Below are 20,874 nucleotides of genomic sequence, written 5' to 3'. Positions count from 1 at the left end.
TTGCTCTAAACTGATGTTCTAAACGAAGCTGTATTTACAGCTTAGCAACCGCGTCTTTAATCTGTAGAACGATCTCTTCGTTGCTGATAGAACCAGATTCAAAATCAAAGTTATCGTAGAAGCTTGGTACTGAAACTGACGCTTGCACGTTGCCACCGAAGTAAGGTGCAGAACCTGTCGCTGCACCAAGTACCGTTTGTGCGCCACCAGGGCCCGGTGAAGTCGCTAGGTAAACCGCCGGCTTCTCGCCAAACACTGAACGCTCAATACGTGTCGCCCAGTCAAATAGGTTTTTATACGCTGCTGGGTAGTGACCATTGTGTTCTGCGAACGAGATAACAAACGCATCAGCTTCAGCTAGGTCGCGTAGGAATGCTTGAGCACCTTCCGCTTGGCCAATCTCTTTTTCAGTGTCTTCACTGAACATAGGAACATTGTAATCGTTGATGTCTAGGACTTTTACTTCAGCACCTTCAATCAAGTTTGCTGCGTAAGTTGCTAGTGTTTTGTTGATTGAGGTAGAACTTGTGCTTGCGCCAAATGCGATAACTTTCATGATGTGACCTTTCTGTAATTCCGTTAAGTGGGATTAGAATAACGTAGTAAGAAAATGTAACCATCACAAGAAATGAACGGACTCATTCAAAAATTTCGAACGAGTCTCAAATAAACCAGTTCGCTCAGCAAAATGGGAAAGGAAGGGACTGAGCGGATAGTATTAATACATCGAGATTAAGCTTGGTTTTGTAGCTCAACCCAAAGGTCATTAACGATAGTGCGGTCTGCTGGTGTTAGTTCAGAGCGAGCGTCGTCTAGGCTCTGTTCAATACGAGCTTTTACTTCAGCCACATCTTCAATGCCTTCTTCTTCACATGAAGCCACTGAAAGAGAAATATGACCACGTAAGTAACCACCAGCAAACAGTTCATCGTCTGATGCGTTTTCAATGCGAGCATCAATTACTTCAAGTAGTTTTTCTTCAAATTCGATAATCATAATATTCTCTTATTTCACAATAAATTGGCTAGCACATAAAGGTTCTACATCGTAGAAGCTGCGTAATGCTTCAGAGAGCATTTTCACGCGAGGCGGAAAGCCTACTTCAAAGATACCCATAACTTCGCTATGTACTTTATTCATAAAGGCCAAACGATCTGGCTCAAAATCGCCGTGTAGATTGTCACAGCTGACATTAAAAGGAAAGCCTGCGCTCATCGCAATGATCCATTCATACGCTTGTGGGCGAATTTCTACTTTTTCAAACTCAGCTTGAACCGATTCCGTTCGACCGTCAGGTTCATACCAATAGCCAAAATCTTCCAATAAACGACGCTCAGGCCCAGCAACGCACCAGTGTGCGATCTCATGGAGTGCAGAGGCGTAAAAGCCACGTGCGAACACGATTCGATGGTGTGGGATAGTATCATCAGCAGGCAAATAGATCGGCTCATCAGCCCCTAGCTCTAGTTTGGTATTAAAGCTTTCAAAAAAGGTCTGATTGAAGATATCGATAATGTCTGAGTATTGGTGTGTCATAAAATCAAATTTAAGTAAAAATAACTGGGGCATTTTGCTTTTTTTTAAGCGCTCGGTAAAGCCCTATCAAGCGTAATGACATCGGGTTCGCCATTATACTTTGCAGTGACAATCGATTGCCATTCCCAGATTACACCACTTTAAGGTGAATGATTAGTTTAGCTAATCTGAAACGCCCATTCACGGTACAAATATTCATTCGTCAACAAGCATTTTTACTACTACACTCGCGCTTCATTTTATATCCCTAAGGCCTATAAGACTCGAGTTTATAGACCTAAATTATAGAGCTACAGCAATGCTACTAAGTGTTTTGTATATCATTGGCATCACGGCAGAAGCCATGACCGGCGCTCTCAGTGCAGGCAAACAAAAAATGGATTGGTTTGGTGTAATGTTGGTTGCGAGCGCAACGGCAATTGGCGGCGGTACAGTACGCGATATCTTACTTGGCCATTACCCTTTAGGTTGGGTTGAAAACCCTCAGTATCTGGCCATCACCTGTATAGCAGGTGTTATTACAACCGGGTTGGCGAAATGGGTTATCAAGCTAAAAGGTTTGTTTATTCGCTTGGATGCCTTAGGCCTAATCGTATTCAGTATCATTGGTACCAAAGTAGCGATGACCATGGGTCTGCACCCGATGATTTGCATGGTATCGGCATTAGTGACAGGTGTCTTTGGTGGTTTGTTACGTGACCTTATCTGTCGTCAAACACCATTGGTGTTACATGAAGAGCTGTATGCCTCTGTCGCACTTGTCGCTTCAGGTTTGTACCTAGGTTTGCTTGAGCTTGGCATCAACGACGTCACGGCGACAATTGTGACGCTTGTAGTTGGTTACTTGCTGCGCATGGCGGCTGTAAGATTCAAATGGAGTTTGCCTTCGTTCCAGCTTGATCCTGAAAGTTCAGTGCATTAATGGATTAAGAGCCTTAAGCTGCTAGCTGTCTTTAATGACGATAGTCGCTAACCGGACGAATAATCCTGCTAATGTGAAAAAGGGTTACTTCATTACGAAGCAACCCTTTTTTGTTTCTACCAATTCTATTCTAAATAAAAAGAAGCAGAATTAGATTTGTGGTGTTTCAGTTGTCACACCAAAGTTTTGACCACGATGACGTAGCAAGTGGTCAAGCAGCACGATAGCCAGCATTGCTTCTGCAATAGGTACCGCACGGATGCCAACACATGGATCGTGACGACCTTTCGTGATTAACTGCGTTGCTTCACCATCTTTCGTGATTGTGTCACCAGGTACAGTGATGCTTGATGTTGGTTTAAGCGCAATGCTTGCCACAATATCTTGACCAGTAGAGATACCACCTAAGATACCGCCAGCATGATTACTGCTGAAACCTTCTGGAGTTAATGGGTCACGGTGTTCACTACCGCGTTGATTAACCACATCAAAGCCATCACCAATCTCAACACCTTTCACAGCGTTAATGCTCATTAGAGCGTGCGCGATGTCAGCATCTAGACGATCAAAGATTGGCTCACCAAGGCCTACTGGCACTTTAGTCGCAACCACTTGAATCTTCGCACCGATCGAGTTGCCTTCTTTTAGCAAGTCACGAATCAGTTGATCAAATTCTGGTACTTTGTCGGCATCTGGACAGAAGAAAGCGTTGTTTTCAATCTCGTTCCAATCCACTTTATCAATTGAGATATCACCCATTTGAGAAAGGTAAGCTTGGATTTCAACACCAAATTCTTGTTTTAGGTATTTCTTCGCAATTGCACCTGCAGCAACACGCATTGCAGTTTCACGAGCTGAAGAACGACCACCACCTCGGTAATCACGCACACCGTACTTTTGATGGTACGTATAGTCAGCGTGGCCAGGGCGGAACTTGTCTTTAATTTCGGAATAGTCTTTAGAGCGTTGGTCTGTATTTTCAATCAATAGACCAATAGAAGTACCCGTAGTTTGGCCTTCAAATACACCTGATAAGATTTTCACTTCATCCGCTTCACGACGAGCCGTTGTATAGCGAGAAGTACCAGGGCGACGACGATCCAAATCTCTTTGAAGGTCTGCTTCGGTAATTTCTAATCCTGGTGGGCACCCATCTACGATACATCCTAGTGCGATACCGTGACTTTCTCCGAACGTGGTCACGCGGAAATGTTGTCCGATACTGTTTCCTGCCATTACTTCCTCTAAATCAGCTATTGAGCAGAAGGTTTGATTCCTAAACCGACTGGCTAATAGCTTTACTTGTCTATTCTTCGTGAATTCATAGTGGCTTTATTACCAAATGATGTAAACCCCAAAAAACGAACAATTTTAACTTTCTATTACATAAGCCGAATGAAACGAATAACAGAAGAAAATGAGTCGCGCTTGAAAAGAAGTGTTTTATGATGTGTAAAATGCAAAAAACCCGACAACTCGGAGAGTTATCGGGTTTCTTTAAATAATGGCACGCCCTGAAGGATTCGAACCTTCGACCACCTCCTTAGAAGGGAGGTGCTCTATCCAGCTGAGCTAAGGGCGCGCTACAGGAACGAATTATACGAATTCGAATCAGTAAAGCAACGGCTTTATGTAACATTCTGATCTAAGTGGGTAAAAAAAGGCCAACAAACATATAAGTGTTGGAAAATAGAGCAAAGCAAACGTTTGCTTGATGGTAATCAAAAAGATTTTCTGGAATAATGCGCCAAAAACATCAGCCACTAACTTGAATATCAATACTAAGGAAATTCATGACTGCTCAAAATATTGATGGAAAGCTAATTTCTCAAACGGTTCGCTCCGAAGTTGCTGCACGTGTAAAAGCTCGTACTGAAGCTGGATTACGCGCTCCGGGCCTAGCGGTTGTTTTAGTGGGTGAAGACCCTGCTTCTCAGGTTTACGTTGGAAGTAAGCGTAAAGCGTGTGAAGAAGTTGGCTTCGTATCTAAATCTTACGACTTGCCAGCCACTGCGACAGAAGACGAATTGTTAACATTGGTAGACCAACTGAACGACGATCCAGAGATCGACGGTATTCTTGTTCAACTGCCTCTACCAGCAGGCATTGATAGCACTCACGTTCTTGAGCGTATCACGCCAGAAAAAGACGTTGATGGCTTCCACCCCTACAATGTCGGCCGTTTGGCTCAGCGCATGCCTAAGCTTCGCTCTTGCACGCCAAAAGGCATCATCACGCTGCTTGACCGTTACAACATCGACTTACGTGGTAAGCACGCGGTTGTGGTTGGCGCATCAAACATCGTAGGTCGCCCAATGACGCTAGAGCTTCTTCTAGCAGGTTGTACGACGACAACATGTCACCGCTTCACCAAAGACCTTGAAGGTCACGTGCGTCAAGCAGACGTTGTTGTAGTTGCCGTTGGTAAACCTAACTTCATTCCTGGCGCTTGGATTAAGAAAGGCGCTGTTGTGGTCGATGTGGGTATCAACCGTTTAGAATCTGGCAAACTAGTGGGCGACGTTGAATACGACGTAGCGAAAGAAAGCGCAAGCTTCATCACACCTGTGCCGGGTGGTGTTGGCCCAATGACGGTTGCGAGCCTAATCGAGAACACCATGATCGCTTGCGAGCAATTTCACTCGAAGTAGTCCGCAGCGCATATAAATAAAATTAGAAAGCCGCAACGTGATGAACGTTGCGGCTTTTTTGATGCTTTGGTACTTAGCTATTCGTTTTTACAACGGGGTGACTCGCTTTTGATGAAGTGCTCGTTGCTACTTATCTGGAGTCTCGACTTTTTCCGTCTGTTCAGAAGGCGGTAATAAACTAATAAGCTCACACTCCGTTGATATGAGTTTTTCCAACTCAGATCCTTGTGTAATTAAACGGAAATCACCGCCATTAATCACCCCAAGAGGAATGGCTTTAGGATACAAAGCGTTAAACTCTTTTAAATCAAATGCCTCGGTCAAACCTGTACTTTTAATTTGGCTACCCTGAGCCATCAGTGAGTTAAGCTTAGAATAGGTAATCCCTTCCGAGAACAGACTTCGATTGCCATTGCGGCTCACTTGATGTCTTTCATGCTTAGTCTCTGACGATTCAAGCTCAAACACCTTATTGGCACCAAACTCGTCTTGGTAATGCATGCTGACTAACGGGTTGGTTTGACGATAAGGCGAGACGATCATCGCACGCCCTATCCCATCGAGTTCCAAATTGTTTTCCGCGTGGCTTGAAGCTGGGTTACCAAAGTAAACATTCAAGTTATCCATACGAGCTAAGCGAATGCTTTCCCAGTTAGTATCAGCAAGCACACTGTTGATGTTGTGTGTGGCTAGCACCTTGGCAAATTGTCTTGCAAAGTGAGTGGCGCCAAAGAAGATAACCCCTTGCGCTTTCTCTTGAGTGACCCCTAGCCTTCTCGCCCACCAGCTCGCGGTTAAGCTCTGAATCACAACCGTACCAATAATGACTAAGAACACCATGGGCACGAGCAGATCTGCGCCTTCAATCAATTGCTTCTCTTGCAGTTTTATCGCAAACAGAGAAGAAACCGCGGCTGCTACGATCCCGCGAGGTGCCATCCAACTCAAAAACCATTTATCCGCCGAATTAAGATCCGTACCGATCCCGCTGATCCACACGCTTAACGGGCGAGCCACCAACATAACCACCGCTAGCAACCCAATACCGCCCCAACCTATCGAAAGGAAAGCCCCCGAATCGAGTCGACTGGCTAACAGAATAAACAACGCAGAAATAAGTAACACGGTCAGGGTTTCTTTGAATTCGATGATGTCTTCGATGTCCAAGCCCTTCACGTTGGCAAGCCAGATCCCCATGATGGTCACGGTTAATAAACCCGATTCTTCACTCAGATCATTAGAAAACGAGAACGCCGCCAACATTAGCGTCAGCACAGCCACATTACGTAAATAGTGCGGTACCCAATGCCCTTGCAGCATCTTGGCAATCAAATGGCCACCGATGATCCCTAAGCCTAAACCTATGACTAACGTCAGGCCCAGAGCTGACAGAACATGGCTTGTAGGATCGGCTGAAGAGACAATGTATTCGTAAACGAGAACGGCAAACAGAGCGCCAATCGGGTCAATCACTATCCCTTCCCATCGCAAGATACTGCCTAACGAAGATTTAGGCTGAATACTGCGAAGCATGGGCACGATTACCGTAGGGCCAGTTACCACAACTAATGCACCAAACAGTGCGGCTAACGGCCAACTGAAGTCCACAAAGTAGTATGCCCCCACCACGATACACGCCCATGTAATCAACATGCCGAAACTCACGAGGTGAGTCACCATCCGGCCATGGCCTCTGATTTCTTTGAAATTTAGGGTCAATGCTCCTTCAAACAAGATGATGGCAACCCCTAAGGAGATCATAGGAAACAGCACATCACCGAAAATGGCATCGGGATTTAGAATATTCAGGCCGGGACCTAACAATAGGCCAACGATAAGGAGAGGGAGAATGGCGGGAAGACGTAAACGCCAGCCGAGCTGCTGACAAGCTAAAGACAAGAGTCCAATTAACGCCAAAGAAGAAGTAATCGACAAATCCATTTGTGCCCCTAAAAGGTTTGCACCACACCCTGTGGTACAAACTATTCAATGAAATAAGAAAGCCTACGTTCTTACACTATAGGCTCTCTTTTTCACGCTAACCGAATATTATTGTGATTAATCAGTCACTTTACTATAGGGGGAGTAAAGTCATGATCAGTTAACTATAGAGAAAGTACAACACCAGCAATAGCAGCACTCATTAGGTTAGCAAACACACCTGCACAAATTGCTTTGAAGCCATATTGTGAGATGAAAGAACGACGCTCTGGAACTAAGCTGCCCAAACCACCGATAAGAATCGCCATGGTAGAGATGTTAGCAAAGCCACATAGAGCGAAAGTTACGATCGCTTGCGAGTGCTCACTTAGTGCCTCTTTAGCATCCATTAGTTGGATGAAAGCCACGAACTCGTTCACGACAATCTTGTTACCGATCAATGAGCCCGCAACCACAGCCTCAGACCACGGTACACCGATCAGCCATGCAACGGGTGCAAACACATAACCTAGGATAAGTTCGAAGCTTAGGTTTACGCCAAACCAGCCGCCAACGATACCTAGCAAGCCATTCAGCATTGCAATCACACTGATAAAGGCAAGAAGTGTTGCACCCACCGCAACGGCAATACGAAGTCCAGACATAGCCCCATCTGCCATCGCCTCAACTACGTTTGTTGCTCGTGGAATTTCTACATCAGACTCAATATTTTCTTGAGCGTCATTTGGGCTGCCAGGTACTAAGATTTTAGCCATCAATAGGCCGGCTGGTGCAGACATGAATGCCGCAGCGATCAGGAAGTTTAGGTCAACGCCAAGCGATGCGTAACCCACTAGCGTACCACCAGCTACAGACGCCAAACCACACACCATCACAGCAAACAGTTGTGAATCTGTCATGTGTTTTAAGTAAGGCTTAACCACCAATGGCGCTTCAATCATGCCGACAAAGATATTGGCAGTCGCAGACAATGATTCCGCACGACCTGTGCCCAAGAACTTCTGTAGCGCACCACCAATAAGGTTGATCACCTTTGGCATAAAGCCGATGTGGTACAAGCCTGAAATCAGTGCAGAGAAAAAGATAATGATGCCAAGAACATTAATCGCGAAAACAAATCCGTTATTAGTTAGGCCACCAAATAGGAAGTTAATCCCCTCTTGACCGTAGTTGATCAAGCTAGATACCGCACCCGTGGCTGCATTCAACGCTTCTTTACCCATTGGTACATACAGAACCAATAGCGCGAATGAGATTTGTAATAAGAAAGCCAAAGAGACTGTTCTTAGTGGAATATTTTTTCTGTCCGTAGATAGTAACCAAGCGGCAACTAAAATAGTGATAATTCCAAGTAGGGAAGCCATGTGCGTCAACCTAAAAGTTGTAGGTAGGAAAGGCGACGCATTCTATAGAGGAAATCGTTTGCGGCAAGCTGAGGTTGTTAATGTGATGTTGGGGTAATCACGATTTAACTATGAGTATAATTAAGTTATTGAATTTTAATAATTAACTTTGATTAAAAAGCGTACTTTTTCCATATGGAAATTATATTTATAGATTAGGAAACAGTTAGCGATGCAGTTCAACGCAAGTTTTGAGGTTTTTGTCCCAATACGTCGGCGACCCGATATGATCTTTAATGAACTCAATCACTGCCGAAAGCTTCTTCGGCATATTCTTTCGGCTCGGGTAAACGGCATAGAATGGCATCAGCTGACTGGCTCTCCACTCTGGCAATACTTGAATGAGCTTGCCCGTTCTAAACTCTTCTTTCACTAAGTAAGTCGCCAAATAAGCAACGCCCCACCCTGATACTGCCGCGTCTCGTACTGCCTCAGCCAAATCGACTGAGTAATCGCCCGCGACTTTGACGCTGAGGTTTTCTTGCCCGTTATCAAACGCCCACGATGTGTAATCTCGTTCACGGCTGCGATAGATAAGACAGTTATGGTCAATCAAATCGGAAGGTACATGTGGCGTCCCGGCCTTAATCAGATAATCCGGTGACGCAGCCACCACAAACTGGCTGTCTGCTAAACGCTGCGCAATGTAACCTTCAGGCAAGTCTTCATTGTTGGTGATCCAGAGATCCAATCGCTCTTCAATCATGTCCACCTTATAGTCGAACAAGTGGACCTCGATTCTCAATTGAGGATAAAGCTGTCTGAGTTGATCAATCGCCGGAATGATATGGAGTGTGCCAAATGACTGCGACAACCCGACGCGTAGTATTCCAGAGATATCATCGCGCTGGCTGTCCATATCCATCTGAGCTGCTTTCACCGTGTTAAACAGCTGCTCACAATGTTGATAGAACACGTCTCCCGCTTCAGTGAGCGTTAAGCTTCGTGTTGTCCTTTGCACCAGCTTGATGCCTATAGAGTCTTCAAGCAAAGCGACTTGCTTACTGATATGGGACACCGAAACGTTCAAGCTTTTTGCAGCACTGGTAAAGCCTTCGTGCTTGATCAGCGCATGGAATATCACCATCTGTGCAGCTCTATCTGTTAGCACAAGATCACCTTATTAAATCTCTGAAATATAAAATCAAAAAGGACTCCGAAGAGTCCTTTAGTTCGTTCTGCCTATGGTAGGCCAAATGCTATTCAAAGCGACTTAGGTCTGTTAATCAAACTTAATTCTGTCGGCTAGATGGCTTACTGCCAAAGCAAAGTAGTAAGAACGATTCCACTTCATTAACACATTGTAGTTGTTGTAAATGAGGTACGAACGTCCGGTTTCATCATCCGGCATTATCAACCAAGCTTTAATGTCTTCATCAAGCGTTGGCAGTGGGCGATCGTCATAGCGTTTAATACCGAGTTCAGACCACTCTTTTAAGTATTTCGCTTTGTCTTCGTCTCGACCTTGTAAATCGATCGACACATTTGACGGAACATGAACCTGACGACCCCAAGTGTACTTATCATCCCAGCCTGATTGGCTAAGGTAATTGGCTGCCGAAGCAAACACATCTTCTTCAGTGCCCCAAATATCTTTCTTACCGTCGCCACTACCATCAGCGGCAAACGCTAAGAATGAGCTTGGCATAAACTGAGGTTGACCCATCGCACCAGCCCAAGAGCCTTTCATCTCTTTTGGTGCAATATGGCCTTGATCAAGAATCTTCAATGCCGCCATCGCTTCGCTACGGAAGAAAGCTTCTCGGCGTCCTTCATAAGCCATGGTAGTTAGGGCGTCGATAACGCTGTAATTGCCCGTGAACTTACCAAAATTACTCTCAACGCCCCATAGCGCGACAATGAATCTTGGTTGAACACCATATTCATCACCAATACGCTTTAACGCGGTGTAATGCTCCTTGTAGAGTGACCTTGCTTGCTTCACTTTCCAATCTGGAACCGCTCGTGGAATGTATTCATCCAGAGTCAGTTTTTTCTCAGGTTGGTTTTTGTCGGCTTTTACCGCTCTTGGCTTAAACGTTACACCATCAAAGGCTTCATCAATGATCGCTTCAGAGATGCCTTCTTCACGGCCTTGTTGTTTTAGTTTTTCTACATATTGCTCGAAGCTCAGTTCTTCAGCTTGTACTGAACTTATGGTCAGGCTATTACCCAATAGTAATGCCGACACAGCCAATATGGTTTTCGAAAATTTACTCAACGATCACTCCTCCTTGAATTGAGGTGGCTATCACTCTTCGTCTTGAGATTTCTGTTGAGCTTTACGCTCTTTATGAAGCTCAAGTTCGTTAACTGGTGGTGGCGGAACCTGTAAAAAGAAACCATCGGTATTCAGTGATTCTTTCACTTTTTCGATGTTTACTTGAGCCAGTTTACGGCCATCCATTTTAATTACCATTACAAAACTAGGTTTACCAAACATTTGCATCAATGCGTCAGGAACTTGTGAAAAATCATCCTTCTTAGGGATATAAAGGTATGTTCCTTCTTTCTTTGAGCTTTTATATATAGAACACAGCATGACAAACCTTTTAATTGATTATGACTACAAAACTCTCACTTGCGAGATCAATAGTTTATGTTAGGGAAATATTGGGAACAAAACGTCCATTTGACAACAAGATTACTTGCTGTGCTTGGTTTGGGAATATAACATGATAAACCTAGTTTCAGGCAATGCCCTTTATTTTATTGATAAAGAAATTGTACCAATCCGCTATTGAGGTCCTGTAGTTTTTCGATGTCTAGTAACCCAGATCTAAAAGGTAGCAGCTTTACGCTATCTGTTTTGCACTTATCCGATGATCAAGTCGAAAATGCAGTCTCTTTTCTTCAAGAGAAAGTAGACCAAGCACCTACGTTTTTCGCTGCCGCACCTGTTGTTATCAACATCAGTAAAGTCGCGGGCGATATCGATTTTGTGCAACTTAAAAATGGTATATCTCAAGCGGGCATGATCCCGGTTGGTGTGGCTGGCTGTTCTGATAAGCGAATGCAAAACCTCGCTAAAGAAGCCGGTTTTGCGGTGATGACGGCAAGCAAGTCGCCGTCTCAAGCTCCAGCGAAAATGGCACCAATCAAGGTGATTAGAACCCCTATTCGTTCTGGTCAGCAGGTTTATGCGAAAGATGGCGATCTATTGATACTCAGCCATGTGAGTGCAGGCGCGGAAGTGATTGCCGATGGCAGCATCCATATTCATGGCACTTTACGCGGCCGTGCGATTGCAGGTGCAAGTGGTCAAACTGAAGCAAAAATAATTTGTAATGACTTACAAGCCGAGCTGGTTTCCATTGCTGGAAATTACTGGCTCAGCGATCAAATTGAAAGCGAGTACTGGCAGAAGAAAACCATGTTCAGTATGGCAAACGATGTATTACACGTTGATGTCCTCGCAATATAAGAGAAATAAAAGGAAAACAGAATGGCACGCATTATCGTTGTAACGTCAGGTAAAGGCGGGGTAGGCAAAACGACCTCCAGTGCAGCTATTGCCTCGGGTCTGGCTTTAAAAGGAAAGAAAACCGCAGTTATCGACTTTGATATCGGTCTGCGTAACCTAGATTTAATCATGGGTTGTGAGCGTCGTGTTGTGTACGACTTCGTTAATGTTATCAATGGTGAAGCGACGCTGAACCAAGCGATGATCAAAGACAAGCGCACAGAGAACCTGTTCATTCTTCCTGCTTCTCAAACTCGTGATAAAGACGCACTAACAAAAGATGGTGTTCGTCGTGTATTTGATGAACTGGATGAAATGGGCTTTGATTTCATCATCTGTGATTCTCCTGCGGGTATCGAACAAGGCGCTCTTATGGCGTTGTACTTCGCTGATGAAGCGATTGTAACCACCAACCCAGAAGTCTCTTCAGTACGCGATTCAGACCGTATTCTAGGTATTCTTGACTCTAAATCTCGTCGTTCTGAAGACGGCTTAGAGCCAGTGAAAACACACCTTCTATTGACTCGCTACAACCCAGCACGTGTAACTCAAGGTGAGATGCTCAGTGTTGAAGACGTTGAAGAAATCCTGCACATCTCTCTACTGGGTGTAATTCCAGAGAGCCAAGCGGTACTGAACGCATCGAACAAGGGTGTTCCAGTTATCTTTGACGAAGCAACCGACGCAGGTATGGCTTACAATGATACTGTAGAGCGACTACTGGGTAGCCAAGTTGACTTCCGCTTCTTAACGGAACAGAAGAAAGGCATCTTCAAACGACTGTTCGGGGGCTAATGCACAATGTCATTATTAGAGTTTTTTAGACCACAGAAAAAGACAACCGCAAACCTAGCCAAAGAACGTTTGCAGATCATTGTTGCAGAGCGACGCAGCCATGACGACCCAGCGCCGTCTTACCTGCCGCAACTAAAAGAAGACATCTTGAAGTGTATTGCCAAGTACGTTGAGGTCGATCCATCAATGGTTGATCTGACTTTTGAACACAAAGATGACGACATCTCAGTGTTAGAGTTGAATGTTAAGCTTCCAGAAGAAGATCGATAATCTTTCTGAACAAGATTGGCAGGTAATACACTTGCTTGTATTGATTGAATAAAAAAGAGAGCCTAGGCTCTCTTTTTTGTATGTGCAGTTTATAACTGTAACTAAGTTAGGCTTTAAAGCAGCAAGCGGTTATTTGATCGCTTTACTCAGCTTTTCGCCAACCACATCTAAACGCCAGCCTTGCATAACATCAGGCAGCTTTTCTGGGTTACGATCGTGCTTCCACACCCAGCTTAACATTTGGTTAAGTTGCTTCTTCGATGCCAAGAATTCCGTCGCCAAACCACTGTGTTGTGATGCTGTTTTCACTTCATCTTTCAGCACTTTGAAGAGTTGCTTGTAGCCAGGGAAGTCCATTAGACGTTCTACTGGTGCTGGGTACTCTTCTTCTGGTGTATGTTCCGCTAACTTTACGATTGAGCTGATCTTCGCACCATGGCGACGCACAGAGCGGTAATCAAAACCCTCTTGCTCCATGTGCTTGGGATCTTTCATCGCAAAACGCGCCACAGCCCATAGGTCTTGTTCTTTGAAGACAAAGTTCAGCGCTAAATCGCGCTTGATTGCTTCTTTTAGACGCCAAGTTGCTAGAGGTCGTAAGATCGCTAATTGCTTAGGTTTAAGCTGCCACGCCCCTTTAATATCAAGGTAGGCTGTATCTGGGTTTACTTTACGAATGCGCTTGGCAACTTGTAAATCAGACTCTTGCTGAGCCGCTTCCCACCAGCCAGCTTCCATCACTTTTTCTAGAAGCTTGTTGTACATTGGCATTAGGTAATGCACATCTGCTGCTGCGTAGTCCAATTGTTTTTGAGAAAGCGGACGCGCTAGCCAGTCTGTGCGAGATTCACTCTTATCGAGATCGACACCGACAAACTCTGAAACCAGAGCAGCAAAGCCCGTTGATAAACCATGACCTAAGAAAGCCGCCATGATCTGTGTATCAACCATTGGTGTTGGTGTACAGCCAAATGCGTTCTGGAACACTTCCAAATCTTCACCGCACGCGTGCAGCACTTTCAATACTGATGCGTCTTTCAACAAGGTAACGAACGGTGTCATGTCATCAAGAGCAATAGGGTCAATCAGTGACAGCGTTTCACCATCAAATAACTGAATCAAGCCTAATTGAGGGTAATAGGTTCTAGTACGAACGAACTCCGTATCAAGCATAACGACATCGGCTTCACGTGCTTGTTGGCAAACTCGCTCAAGGTCTTTCAATTGGGTAATGATTTGATAATCCACAAAAACTCTCACAGGTTTCTATTTGATCGCCGGATACAAAAATGCCGACATTAACTGTCGGCATTCTAACACCATTTTTCAGCGCTCGCTTAGATTAAGCGCCTCAATGGTTTTGGTGCAGTACTTTCGCGCAAACGGGCTAATTATTCGCTAGCGCGTTTCGCAAGTTCTGCATCGTTTTCTTCACGCAGTACGCGGCGTAAGATCTTACCTACGTTAGTCTTTGGAAGATCATCTCTGAACTCGACTAATTTAGGGATTTTGTAACCCGTTAAGTGCTCACGACAGTGCGCGATAATGTCTTCTTTGGTCAGGCTAGGGTCACGCTTCACAACGTAGATCTTAACCAATTCACCAGACACTTCATGAGGTTGACCGATAGCTGCTACTTCAAGCACTTTACCATGCAGAGCCACAACGTCTTCAATCTCGTTCGGGTAGACGTTGAAGCCTGATACAAGAATCATGTCCTTCTTACGGTCAACGATGTACAACAAGCCTTCGTCATCAAACTTAACGATGTCACCTGTCGATAACCAACCGTCTTGATCGATCACTTCTTTGGTCGCTTCAGGGCGCTGCCAGTAACCTTGCATCACTTGAGGGCCACGAACTTGTAGCTCGCCTACTTGGTCATTAGCAATAACCTTACCTTCATCATCAACAATACGAACTTCTGTCGATGGTACTGGTAGGCCGATAGCACCTGTGTAGTCTTTCAGGTCGTATGGGTTACCCGTTACCAGTGGTGAACACTCAGTTAAGCCATAGCCTTCCAATAGGTGAATGCCTGTCGCTTTCTTCCATTGCTCAGCAACAGCGCGTTGAACCGCCATGCCGCCGCCAACAGATAGGCGTAGGTTACTGAAATCCAACTCGTGGAAATCTTCGTTATTAACTAGCGCATTAAACAAGGTGTTTACGCCGGTAATTGCGGTAAACGGAACCTTTTGCAGCTCTTTAATAAAGCCAGGAATGTCACGAGGGTTAGTAATTAGAAGGTTACGACCACCCATCTCAACAAACAGTAAGCAGTTCACCGTCAGTGCAAATACGTGGTAAAGCGGTAATGCCGTTACAACCAACTCGCGGCCTTCTTGCAGAACAGGACCGTAAGCCCCTTTCGCTTGAAGTACGTTCGCAATCATATTGCGGTGCGTTAGGATTGCGCCCTTCGCTACACCTGTTGTACCACCAGTGTACTGTAGGAACGCGATGTCATCACCCGCCATGAACGGTTTCACATATTGAAGACGACGACCTTTGTGCAGCGCTTTTCTGAATGAGATAGCACCCGGCAGATCATACTTAGGCACCATGCCTTTTACGTATTTCACTACAAAGTCGACAATTGTCCCTTTCGCGCGTGGCAGCATTTGCCCTAGGCTAGTTAGAACAACGTGTTTAACCGGCGTGTTATCAACGACTTTCTCTAGCGTGCTCGCAAAGTTAGATACGATAACAATCGCCTTTGCACCAGAATCGTTCAGTTGATGTTCAAGCTCACGAGGTGTGTACAGTGGGTTGACGTTCACTGCAATCATACCTGCACGCAATACACCAAACAGTGCAATTGGGTATTGCAGTAGGTTTGGCATCATTAGCGCGACGCGATCGCCCTTCTTCAGTTTCAAGTCATTCTGCAGGTAAGCGGCAAAAGCACGGCTGCGCTCTTCAAGCTTACGGAATGTCATAATCGAGCCCATGTTCTCGAATGCAGGTTGGTCCGCGTACTTCTGTACCGACTGTTCAAACATTTCTACAAGAGATGGGTACTGATCTGGGTTGATCGTTTCTGGTACGTCACTTGGATAACGTGAAAGCCAAGGTTTATCCACGATGTTACTCCTCGTTTATCAGCTGACGACTGCTTCGCCGCTTTTTATCATTGCGGTATTACAGCACAGCTTTAGTGCATGAGCACTAAAAGGCTCAAACACTTGTTTAAATTTTGTTAACTACACCAAGAATTAGCTCTGAAACTAGCTCTGGGCTCTCTAAATGACAATGATGTCCACCAGGAACAGTCTCTATTTGCAGAGGACTATGCACTGATTTGTAGCGATTATGCTGCAAATGTCGGAATCCATCATTGCCTAGGATTATTAATTGAGGGCATTCAATAGCCGCCATAATCGCTTCAGCGTGCGCTTGTGACATTCGATATAACGAGTCACATTTTAGATTAGGGTCGCATCGCCATTGCCAAGAGTTCTCGAACTCGACAATACCTCGCTCAACAATAGGAGCGATTAATTCAGCATTAATTTGGTTGGCGTGAGCTCTCAGCTTAATAGCATCCTCAAGGCTTGCCAGAGGACGTGAAGGCTTTCTTCGCTGTCGAAGACGACTGAGTACCCCATCCCTCAAGCGAGAGACTGTTTCGTGGGGAGCTTCAGAAAGAGGTCCGTGACCTTCAATTTGAATTAATCCTGACACCTTTTCAGGAAAGGCGGCACTATAGCAACTTGCTATCAATGCACCAAGTGAATGTCCTACCAGTACCAGTCTGTTTGGCGATAATTTAGTCACCAACTGATGCAAGTCATCTATATAATCATGAAATGGGTAGTAACTTCCCGATTTGTGCGACGAGAAGCCGTGTCCGAAGAGATCGATAGCAACAAGGTGAGCATTGGGCGCAAACTTGGCGACTTGCTGCATAACCTGATTAAAGCTGGACGAATTATCCAACCACCCATGAATAAAAACGACCGTCGTTGCGGTCGTTTGTGGGTTGCCAATCTGTTGTGTTGCAAGCGTCCCGCTCGCGAGGGAGTATGACTTTTCAATCATCAAACATGTAGTTCCATCTGTTTGCGTAATCAACATCGGATAAAGTTAATTACTCTACGTCTTGTATCACTCGACCTTGTCTTGGCATCGTTTGAAAACTGCGGCAATGTAAACTTCTGCACGAGTAGTAGGTTGGTGCAAAATCGTTAACAACAACGCGCTCAGTAATGTTCCACAGGCGTTGGTTGTCTACTTTCATTACAGGGAAGGTGTAAGGGTATTCCCCTATTTTTCCATCTTCACTTCCAATTGACTGACCAACCAAAGTAATCAGACGACCTTCTGCAAAGCTTAGAGGCTCAACGTACCCTTCAATATAACCAACAAAACGTCCGCTTGGCTCTGCGTCTAGATCTGGCTTACCGCTACTCGAAATCGGCATATTAGCGACTTCGATTCGAGTCTTATCTTTCAAGTTGGTCACTTTAGAGATAACGCCACCTAATCGAACACTTTGCGCATCCGGTAGTTGGTCGACCCACTGTTGGTAATCGCTAATTACAGGCTCTGATTTTGCTTCAAGCTCGCTAGGAAGTGATGAACACCCGGCAAGTACCAATACACCAAGAGAAAAGGCTATTAAGCGTAATTTAGAGAGATAATTTGACATGGTTCTGGTCCTTAAACAGGCATTAATAAGAAGCTCTAGATGTAGATATCGACACCGATAAGCTTTGCAAGTTCTTCTTTCTTCGCCTGATTCATTACATCCATATACTCTTCCATAGCCTTACGTCCTCGGCCTTCTGGAAGATCATACTGGATTTGAGCCTTGTGTAGCTCAGACTCTTTAACTTGACGAATAGAGTGAGAAACAGCATTAGCGACCTTAGTCGGTTGCCCAACCGCAGTGCTAGCATCAGATTTTTTTGCCTGCTCCTTCTTTTTAATTCGATTCGGCTTAGACGTGCTGCCTATCGAAGAAGGAGGTAAGTTGTTAATTGATACCATGACTAAATATCTGCCCTCTCAAATCTAAATAATACGCATTTAGACCTAATTTGCATCAGAACCTTGTAAAAATTATTCGCGACCTGGCAGTTTCTTCCAAGTCACTTTGTCACGAAGATAAACTGGCTCAGATTCTTCTGCTGCAACCGCTTTACCTTCTGCGTAAGCAAATTGAGCAAGGAACGCCATATCTTGAGCTTCTGGGAATAGCACTTCACACGCTTTGGTGTTGATCGCAAGTGTATCCATATGCTCGGCATAAGCTTCCCAGCCGGTACCGACTTTCGCCCATATTTCAGAATCTGCTTCTAACTGCGCAGCCAGTTCACTTGGTGGCGTTACACATTCGGCATCAACCGCAGTCCAACGACCATCTTGTTCGCGGCTGTAACGAGCCCAGTACACTTCGCTCATACGCGCATCAATCGCTGTTGCTACATGAGTTTCACCAAATTTACGGTAGCTGCCTTGCGCCATCGCTGCCAGTGTAGAGACACCAATCATTGGTAAATCCGCACCAAAAGCCAAGCCCTGAGCAATACCAATACCAATACGCACCCCCGTGAAACTGCCTGGGCCTTGGCCAAACGCGATAGCATCGATATCGGTTAAAGCGACATTCGCTTCTTTCAGTACTTCATCCACCATAGGTAGAATTTTCTTCGTATGGTCTCGAGGAGCCTCTTCGCTACGTGCGAACACCTGGTCACCAATTACTAATGCAACTGAACAGTTTTCAGTTGCGGTATCTACTGCAAGAATTTTCGCGCTCATTTGTGTCTCAAATATTCGTTATCTAATCTAAAAATAATGGCTAAACTCAACAATGCCAATTACTCAGCAGCGGTTGAATGGTCTTTAGCTAAGAATTCTTTAATGACCCCTAAGTCACGTGTACGAGGGATAGGCGGTAAACTCGCCAAAAATATGCCACCGTAATCGCGAGTCACCAATCGGTTATCGCAAATAATCAAAGCACCATTATCGCGCTTGTCACGTATCAATCGGCCGACACCTTGTTTCAAGGTAATCACAGCGTCTGGCAACTGTACTTGTGCAAAAGGATCACCCCCTTTTAGCTTACAGTCCTCGATTCGAGCCTTAAGTAAAGGGTCATCAGGGGCTGTAAAGGGCAATTTATCGATGATAACACAGCTTAATGCGTCGCCCCTAACATCTATCCCCTCCCAGAAAGCACCTGTAGCCACCAGCAATGCGTTACCTAATTCCATGAATTCGGCTAAGGTTTTTTGCTTACTTGTCTCACCTTGCAATAGAACGGGAACCGAGAGGGTTTCACGGAATCGCTCCCCCAACTCTTTCATCATGCTGTGTGAAGTACACAAGAAGAAACAGCGGCCTTGGTTTTGCTCAATCACAGGAGTCAGCATTCTTACTAGCTTATCCGCGAGACCGGGGCTATTCGGTTCTGGAAGATAACGAGGCACACACAAGCGCGCTTGATTCGGATAATCAAACGGGCTCGGCAGTGAAAACTGTGCCGACGGTTTTAACCCTAATCGAGAAGTAAAGTGTTCGAAATCATCCGACACCGCCAAGGTTGCTGAGGTAAACACCCATGCGCCCGGCTTCAGCTCAATCTGTTCGTGGAATTTATCGGCGACAGAAAGCGGTGTGATATGCAGAGCAAAGTGGCGCGGTGTAGTGTCATACCAATACGAATAGCCAGTGATCGACACATCGCACACACGTTCGATACGCGACTTAATCATATTTGCGCGTTCGAAAGCGGTATCTAACAGCTGGCTTCGCCCAAGTGCTAACTTCAATACATCAACAGCAAGTTGCAGAGCATCTTGCAAACGAACTAACTCGCGTGCAATCGACTCGGATTTCAAAGCTTCGCGCCAGTTACCACGAAAGCCGGTATCACCAAGCACAATACGCAGATCGGCTGACGATTGAACGAGCCTATCCCCTACTTTCTGTAGCTGACGCATGTCTTTGGCTTCAGTTCGGTAAGCAATTTCAATGTCTTTGGCTAACTCTTGGATCTGTCGACTGGAAACCGATTGTCCGAAGTACTGGCTGGCGATGTCAGGAAGTTGATGTGCTTCATCGAAAATAAACACGTCAGCTTCAGGTATCAATTCGCCAAATCCGGTTTCTTTGATCGCCAAATCAGCTAGGAAAAGGTGGTGGTTTACGACCACCACATCGGAATCCATCGCTTTTTTACGCGCTTTAAGCACAAAGCAATCGGTATAGCTTGGGCACTCTTTACCCAAGCAATTATCATTGGTCGAGGTAATGGTTGGAATAACCGGGCTGTCTTCAGCGATATCATCACAATCGCCTAAATCACCCGTTTGAGTGGATGACGACCAACTACGAACTTTGACTAACTGAGCCAGCAGCGTTGGATCGGTATGAGCACCATGACTCTCGATCATTTGGCGGCTGAGTCTGTCCAAACACAAATAGTTTGAACGTCCTTTGAGCAACGCAACTTGACCATAAAAGCCAAGCGCATCGACCATCAAGGGTAAATCTCGGTGAAACAGCTGTTCTTGAAGGTTTTTAGACCCCGTACTAATGATGGTTTTCTTGCCACTAAGCAGCGCAGGCACTAGGTAAGCAAACGTCTTACCAGTACCTGTTCCAGCCTCAACAACCAACTGGCTTTGATTTTCAATAGCTTGTGAAACCGCTTCAGCCATGTCTAACTGAGCTTGTCTTGGTTGAAACCCAGGGATAGCTTTGCCCAGAGCGCCATCAGCAGAAAACGTTTTAGATATCATAGAGTACGAAGTTTAGAAAAAGAGAAGGAGAAGGAGAAGGAGAATTATGGCAGGTTTAGTGAGCCGGCGCGAATCAAGAATGACTTCGCACCGGAGGTGTTTGGTTTGGCTTGACGTGGCTTAAGTTACCTTGAAG

General features: G+C 45.2%; 21 protein-coding genes and 1 tRNA gene. 5 read left to right on the top strand and 17 right to left on the bottom strand.

Features of this window, described 5'->3' with window-relative positions; translation table 11 throughout:
- Positions 1 to 34 precede the first annotated feature (34 nt).
- The 3 genes from A136_RS16755 to A136_RS16745 all read right to left on the bottom strand — a co-directional run bounded on the left by A136_RS16755 (position 35) and on the right by A136_RS16745 (position 1,536).
- A complete protein-coding gene (locus A136_RS16755) occupies positions 35 to 556 on the bottom strand; it encodes an NADPH-dependent FMN reductase (RefSeq protein WP_017062355.1) in 522 nt (173 codons plus the stop codon).
- Between the two features lie 176 nt (positions 557 to 732).
- Positions 733 to 996 (bottom strand): YfcL family protein, encoded by a 264-nt coding sequence (locus A136_RS16750; protein WP_017063425.1) that lies wholly within the window; start codon positions 994 to 996, stop codon positions 733 to 735.
- Between the two features lie 9 nt (positions 997 to 1,005).
- Positions 1,006 to 1,536 (bottom strand): elongation factor P hydroxylase, encoded by a 531-nt coding sequence (locus A136_RS16745; protein ID WP_017063424.1) that lies wholly within the window; start codon positions 1,534 to 1,536, stop codon positions 1,006 to 1,008.
- Between the two features lie 298 nt (positions 1,537 to 1,834).
- Between A136_RS16745 and A136_RS16740 the strand changes: the two genes are divergently transcribed.
- The gene (locus tag A136_RS16740; RefSeq protein WP_017062358.1) at positions 1,835 to 2,458 is read left to right on the top strand and encodes a trimeric intracellular cation channel family protein; all 624 of its coding nucleotides are present in this window, start codon (positions 1,835 to 1,837) and stop codon (positions 2,456 to 2,458) included.
- A 150-nt stretch (positions 2,459 to 2,608) separates the two neighbouring features.
- On the opposite strand, the gene aroC is transcribed toward A136_RS16740, so the two are convergent.
- A complete protein-coding gene (gene aroC, locus A136_RS16735) occupies positions 2,609 to 3,694 on the bottom strand; it encodes a chorismate synthase (RefSeq protein WP_017062360.1) in 1,086 nt (361 codons plus the stop codon).
- Positions 3,695 to 3,963: 269 nt separating this feature from the next.
- A tRNA-Arg gene (locus tag A136_RS16730) sits at positions 3,964 to 4,040 on the bottom strand.
- A 211-nt stretch (positions 4,041 to 4,251) separates the two neighbouring features.
- Between A136_RS16730 and folD the strand changes: the two genes are divergently transcribed.
- On the top strand, positions 4,252 to 5,109 hold the full coding sequence (gene folD, locus A136_RS16725) for a bifunctional methylenetetrahydrofolate dehydrogenase/methenyltetrahydrofolate cyclohydrolase FolD (protein WP_017062367.1): 858 nt from the start codon (positions 4,252 to 4,254) through the stop codon (positions 5,107 to 5,109).
- Between the two features lie 126 nt (positions 5,110 to 5,235).
- Here the strand turns inward: folD and A136_RS16720 are convergent, their stop codons facing one another.
- The 5 genes from A136_RS16720 to A136_RS16700 form a co-directional block, all read right to left on the bottom strand.
- Complete coding sequence (locus A136_RS16720; protein WP_017063423.1) at positions 5,236 to 7,050, bottom strand: cation:proton antiporter; 1,815 nt, start codon at positions 7,048 to 7,050, stop codon at positions 5,236 to 5,238.
- 164 nt (positions 7,051 to 7,214) lie between these two features.
- A complete protein-coding gene (locus tag A136_RS16715; RefSeq protein ID WP_017063422.1) occupies positions 7,215 to 8,414 on the bottom strand; it encodes a NupC/NupG family nucleoside CNT transporter in 1,200 nt (399 codons plus the stop codon).
- Between the two features lie 205 nt (positions 8,415 to 8,619).
- The gene (locus tag A136_RS16710; protein WP_017063421.1) at positions 8,620 to 9,540 is read right to left on the bottom strand and encodes a LysR family transcriptional regulator; all 921 of its coding nucleotides are present in this window, start codon (positions 9,538 to 9,540) and stop codon (positions 8,620 to 8,622) included.
- A 135-nt stretch (positions 9,541 to 9,675) separates the two neighbouring features.
- Complete coding sequence (locus A136_RS16705; protein ID WP_017063420.1) at positions 9,676 to 10,674, bottom strand: lytic murein transglycosylase; 999 nt, start codon at positions 10,672 to 10,674, stop codon at positions 9,676 to 9,678.
- A gap of 30 nt (positions 10,675 to 10,704) precedes the next feature.
- Complete coding sequence (locus A136_RS16700; RefSeq protein ID WP_017062372.1) at positions 10,705 to 10,995, bottom strand: YcgL domain-containing protein; 291 nt, start codon at positions 10,993 to 10,995, stop codon at positions 10,705 to 10,707.
- 219 nt (positions 10,996 to 11,214) lie between these two features.
- Between A136_RS16700 and minC the strand changes: the two genes are divergently transcribed.
- The 3 genes from minC to minE are packed head-to-tail and all read left to right on the top strand — an operon-like array spanning position 11,215 to position 12,981.
- Positions 11,215 to 11,877 carry a septum site-determining protein MinC gene (gene minC / locus A136_RS16695; RefSeq protein ID WP_017063419.1) on the top strand — a complete coding sequence of 221 codons (663 nt, stop codon included), beginning with the start codon at positions 11,215 to 11,217 and terminating at the stop codon, positions 11,875 to 11,877.
- Between the two features lie 21 nt (positions 11,878 to 11,898).
- Positions 11,899 to 12,711, top strand: coding sequence for a septum site-determining protein MinD (minD, locus tag A136_RS16690; RefSeq protein ID WP_009848498.1), 813 nt, complete (start codon positions 11,899 to 11,901; stop codon positions 12,709 to 12,711).
- Between the two features lie 6 nt (positions 12,712 to 12,717).
- Positions 12,718 to 12,981: a cell division topological specificity factor MinE gene (minE, locus tag A136_RS16685; protein ID WP_010436847.1), complete on the top strand. Its 264-nt coding sequence runs from the start codon at positions 12,718 to 12,720 to the stop codon at positions 12,979 to 12,981.
- A gap of 129 nt (positions 12,982 to 13,110) precedes the next feature.
- Here minE and rnd read toward each other — a convergent pair whose 3' ends face one another.
- The 7 genes from rnd to A136_RS16650 all read right to left on the bottom strand — a co-directional run bounded on the left by rnd (position 13,111) and on the right by A136_RS16650 (position 20,738).
- On the bottom strand, positions 13,111 to 14,229 hold the full coding sequence (gene rnd, locus A136_RS16680; RefSeq protein ID WP_017062374.1) for a ribonuclease D: 1,119 nt from the start codon (positions 14,227 to 14,229) through the stop codon (positions 13,111 to 13,113).
- A 143-nt stretch (positions 14,230 to 14,372) separates the two neighbouring features.
- Complete coding sequence (gene fadD / locus A136_RS16675; protein WP_017062375.1) at positions 14,373 to 16,067, bottom strand: long-chain-fatty-acid--CoA ligase FadD; 1,695 nt, start codon at positions 16,065 to 16,067, stop codon at positions 14,373 to 14,375.
- A 106-nt stretch (positions 16,068 to 16,173) separates the two neighbouring features.
- Complete coding sequence (locus tag A136_RS16670) at positions 16,174 to 17,025, bottom strand: alpha/beta fold hydrolase (protein ID WP_017063418.1); 852 nt, start codon at positions 17,023 to 17,025, stop codon at positions 16,174 to 16,176.
- Between the two features lie 49 nt (positions 17,026 to 17,074).
- Positions 17,075 to 17,635: a Slp family lipoprotein gene (locus tag A136_RS16665; protein ID WP_017062377.1), complete on the bottom strand. Its 561-nt coding sequence runs from the start codon at positions 17,633 to 17,635 to the stop codon at positions 17,075 to 17,077.
- Between the two features lie 35 nt (positions 17,636 to 17,670).
- Positions 17,671 to 17,976, bottom strand: coding sequence for a hypothetical protein (locus A136_RS16660; protein ID WP_017062378.1), 306 nt, complete (start codon positions 17,974 to 17,976; stop codon positions 17,671 to 17,673).
- Between the two features lie 72 nt (positions 17,977 to 18,048).
- Positions 18,049 to 18,750, bottom strand: a complete 702-nt coding sequence (tsaB, locus tag A136_RS16655; protein ID WP_017062379.1) for a tRNA (adenosine(37)-N6)-threonylcarbamoyltransferase complex dimerization subunit type 1 TsaB — start codon at positions 18,748 to 18,750, stop codon at positions 18,049 to 18,051.
- Between the two features lie 59 nt (positions 18,751 to 18,809).
- Positions 18,810 to 20,738, bottom strand: a complete 1,929-nt coding sequence (locus tag A136_RS16650) for an ATP-dependent DNA helicase (protein WP_017063417.1) — start codon at positions 20,736 to 20,738, stop codon at positions 18,810 to 18,812.
- Positions 20,739 to 20,874: the final 136 nt, after the last annotated feature.

Source organism: Vibrio crassostreae 9ZC13 (genome assembly GCF_000272045.2).
Taxonomy (GTDB): domain Bacteria; phylum Pseudomonadota; class Gammaproteobacteria; order Enterobacterales; family Vibrionaceae; genus Vibrio; species Vibrio crassostreae_C.
Note: the sequence above shows the minus strand (reverse complement) of the source record. Positions and strands in the feature narration are given on the sequence as shown.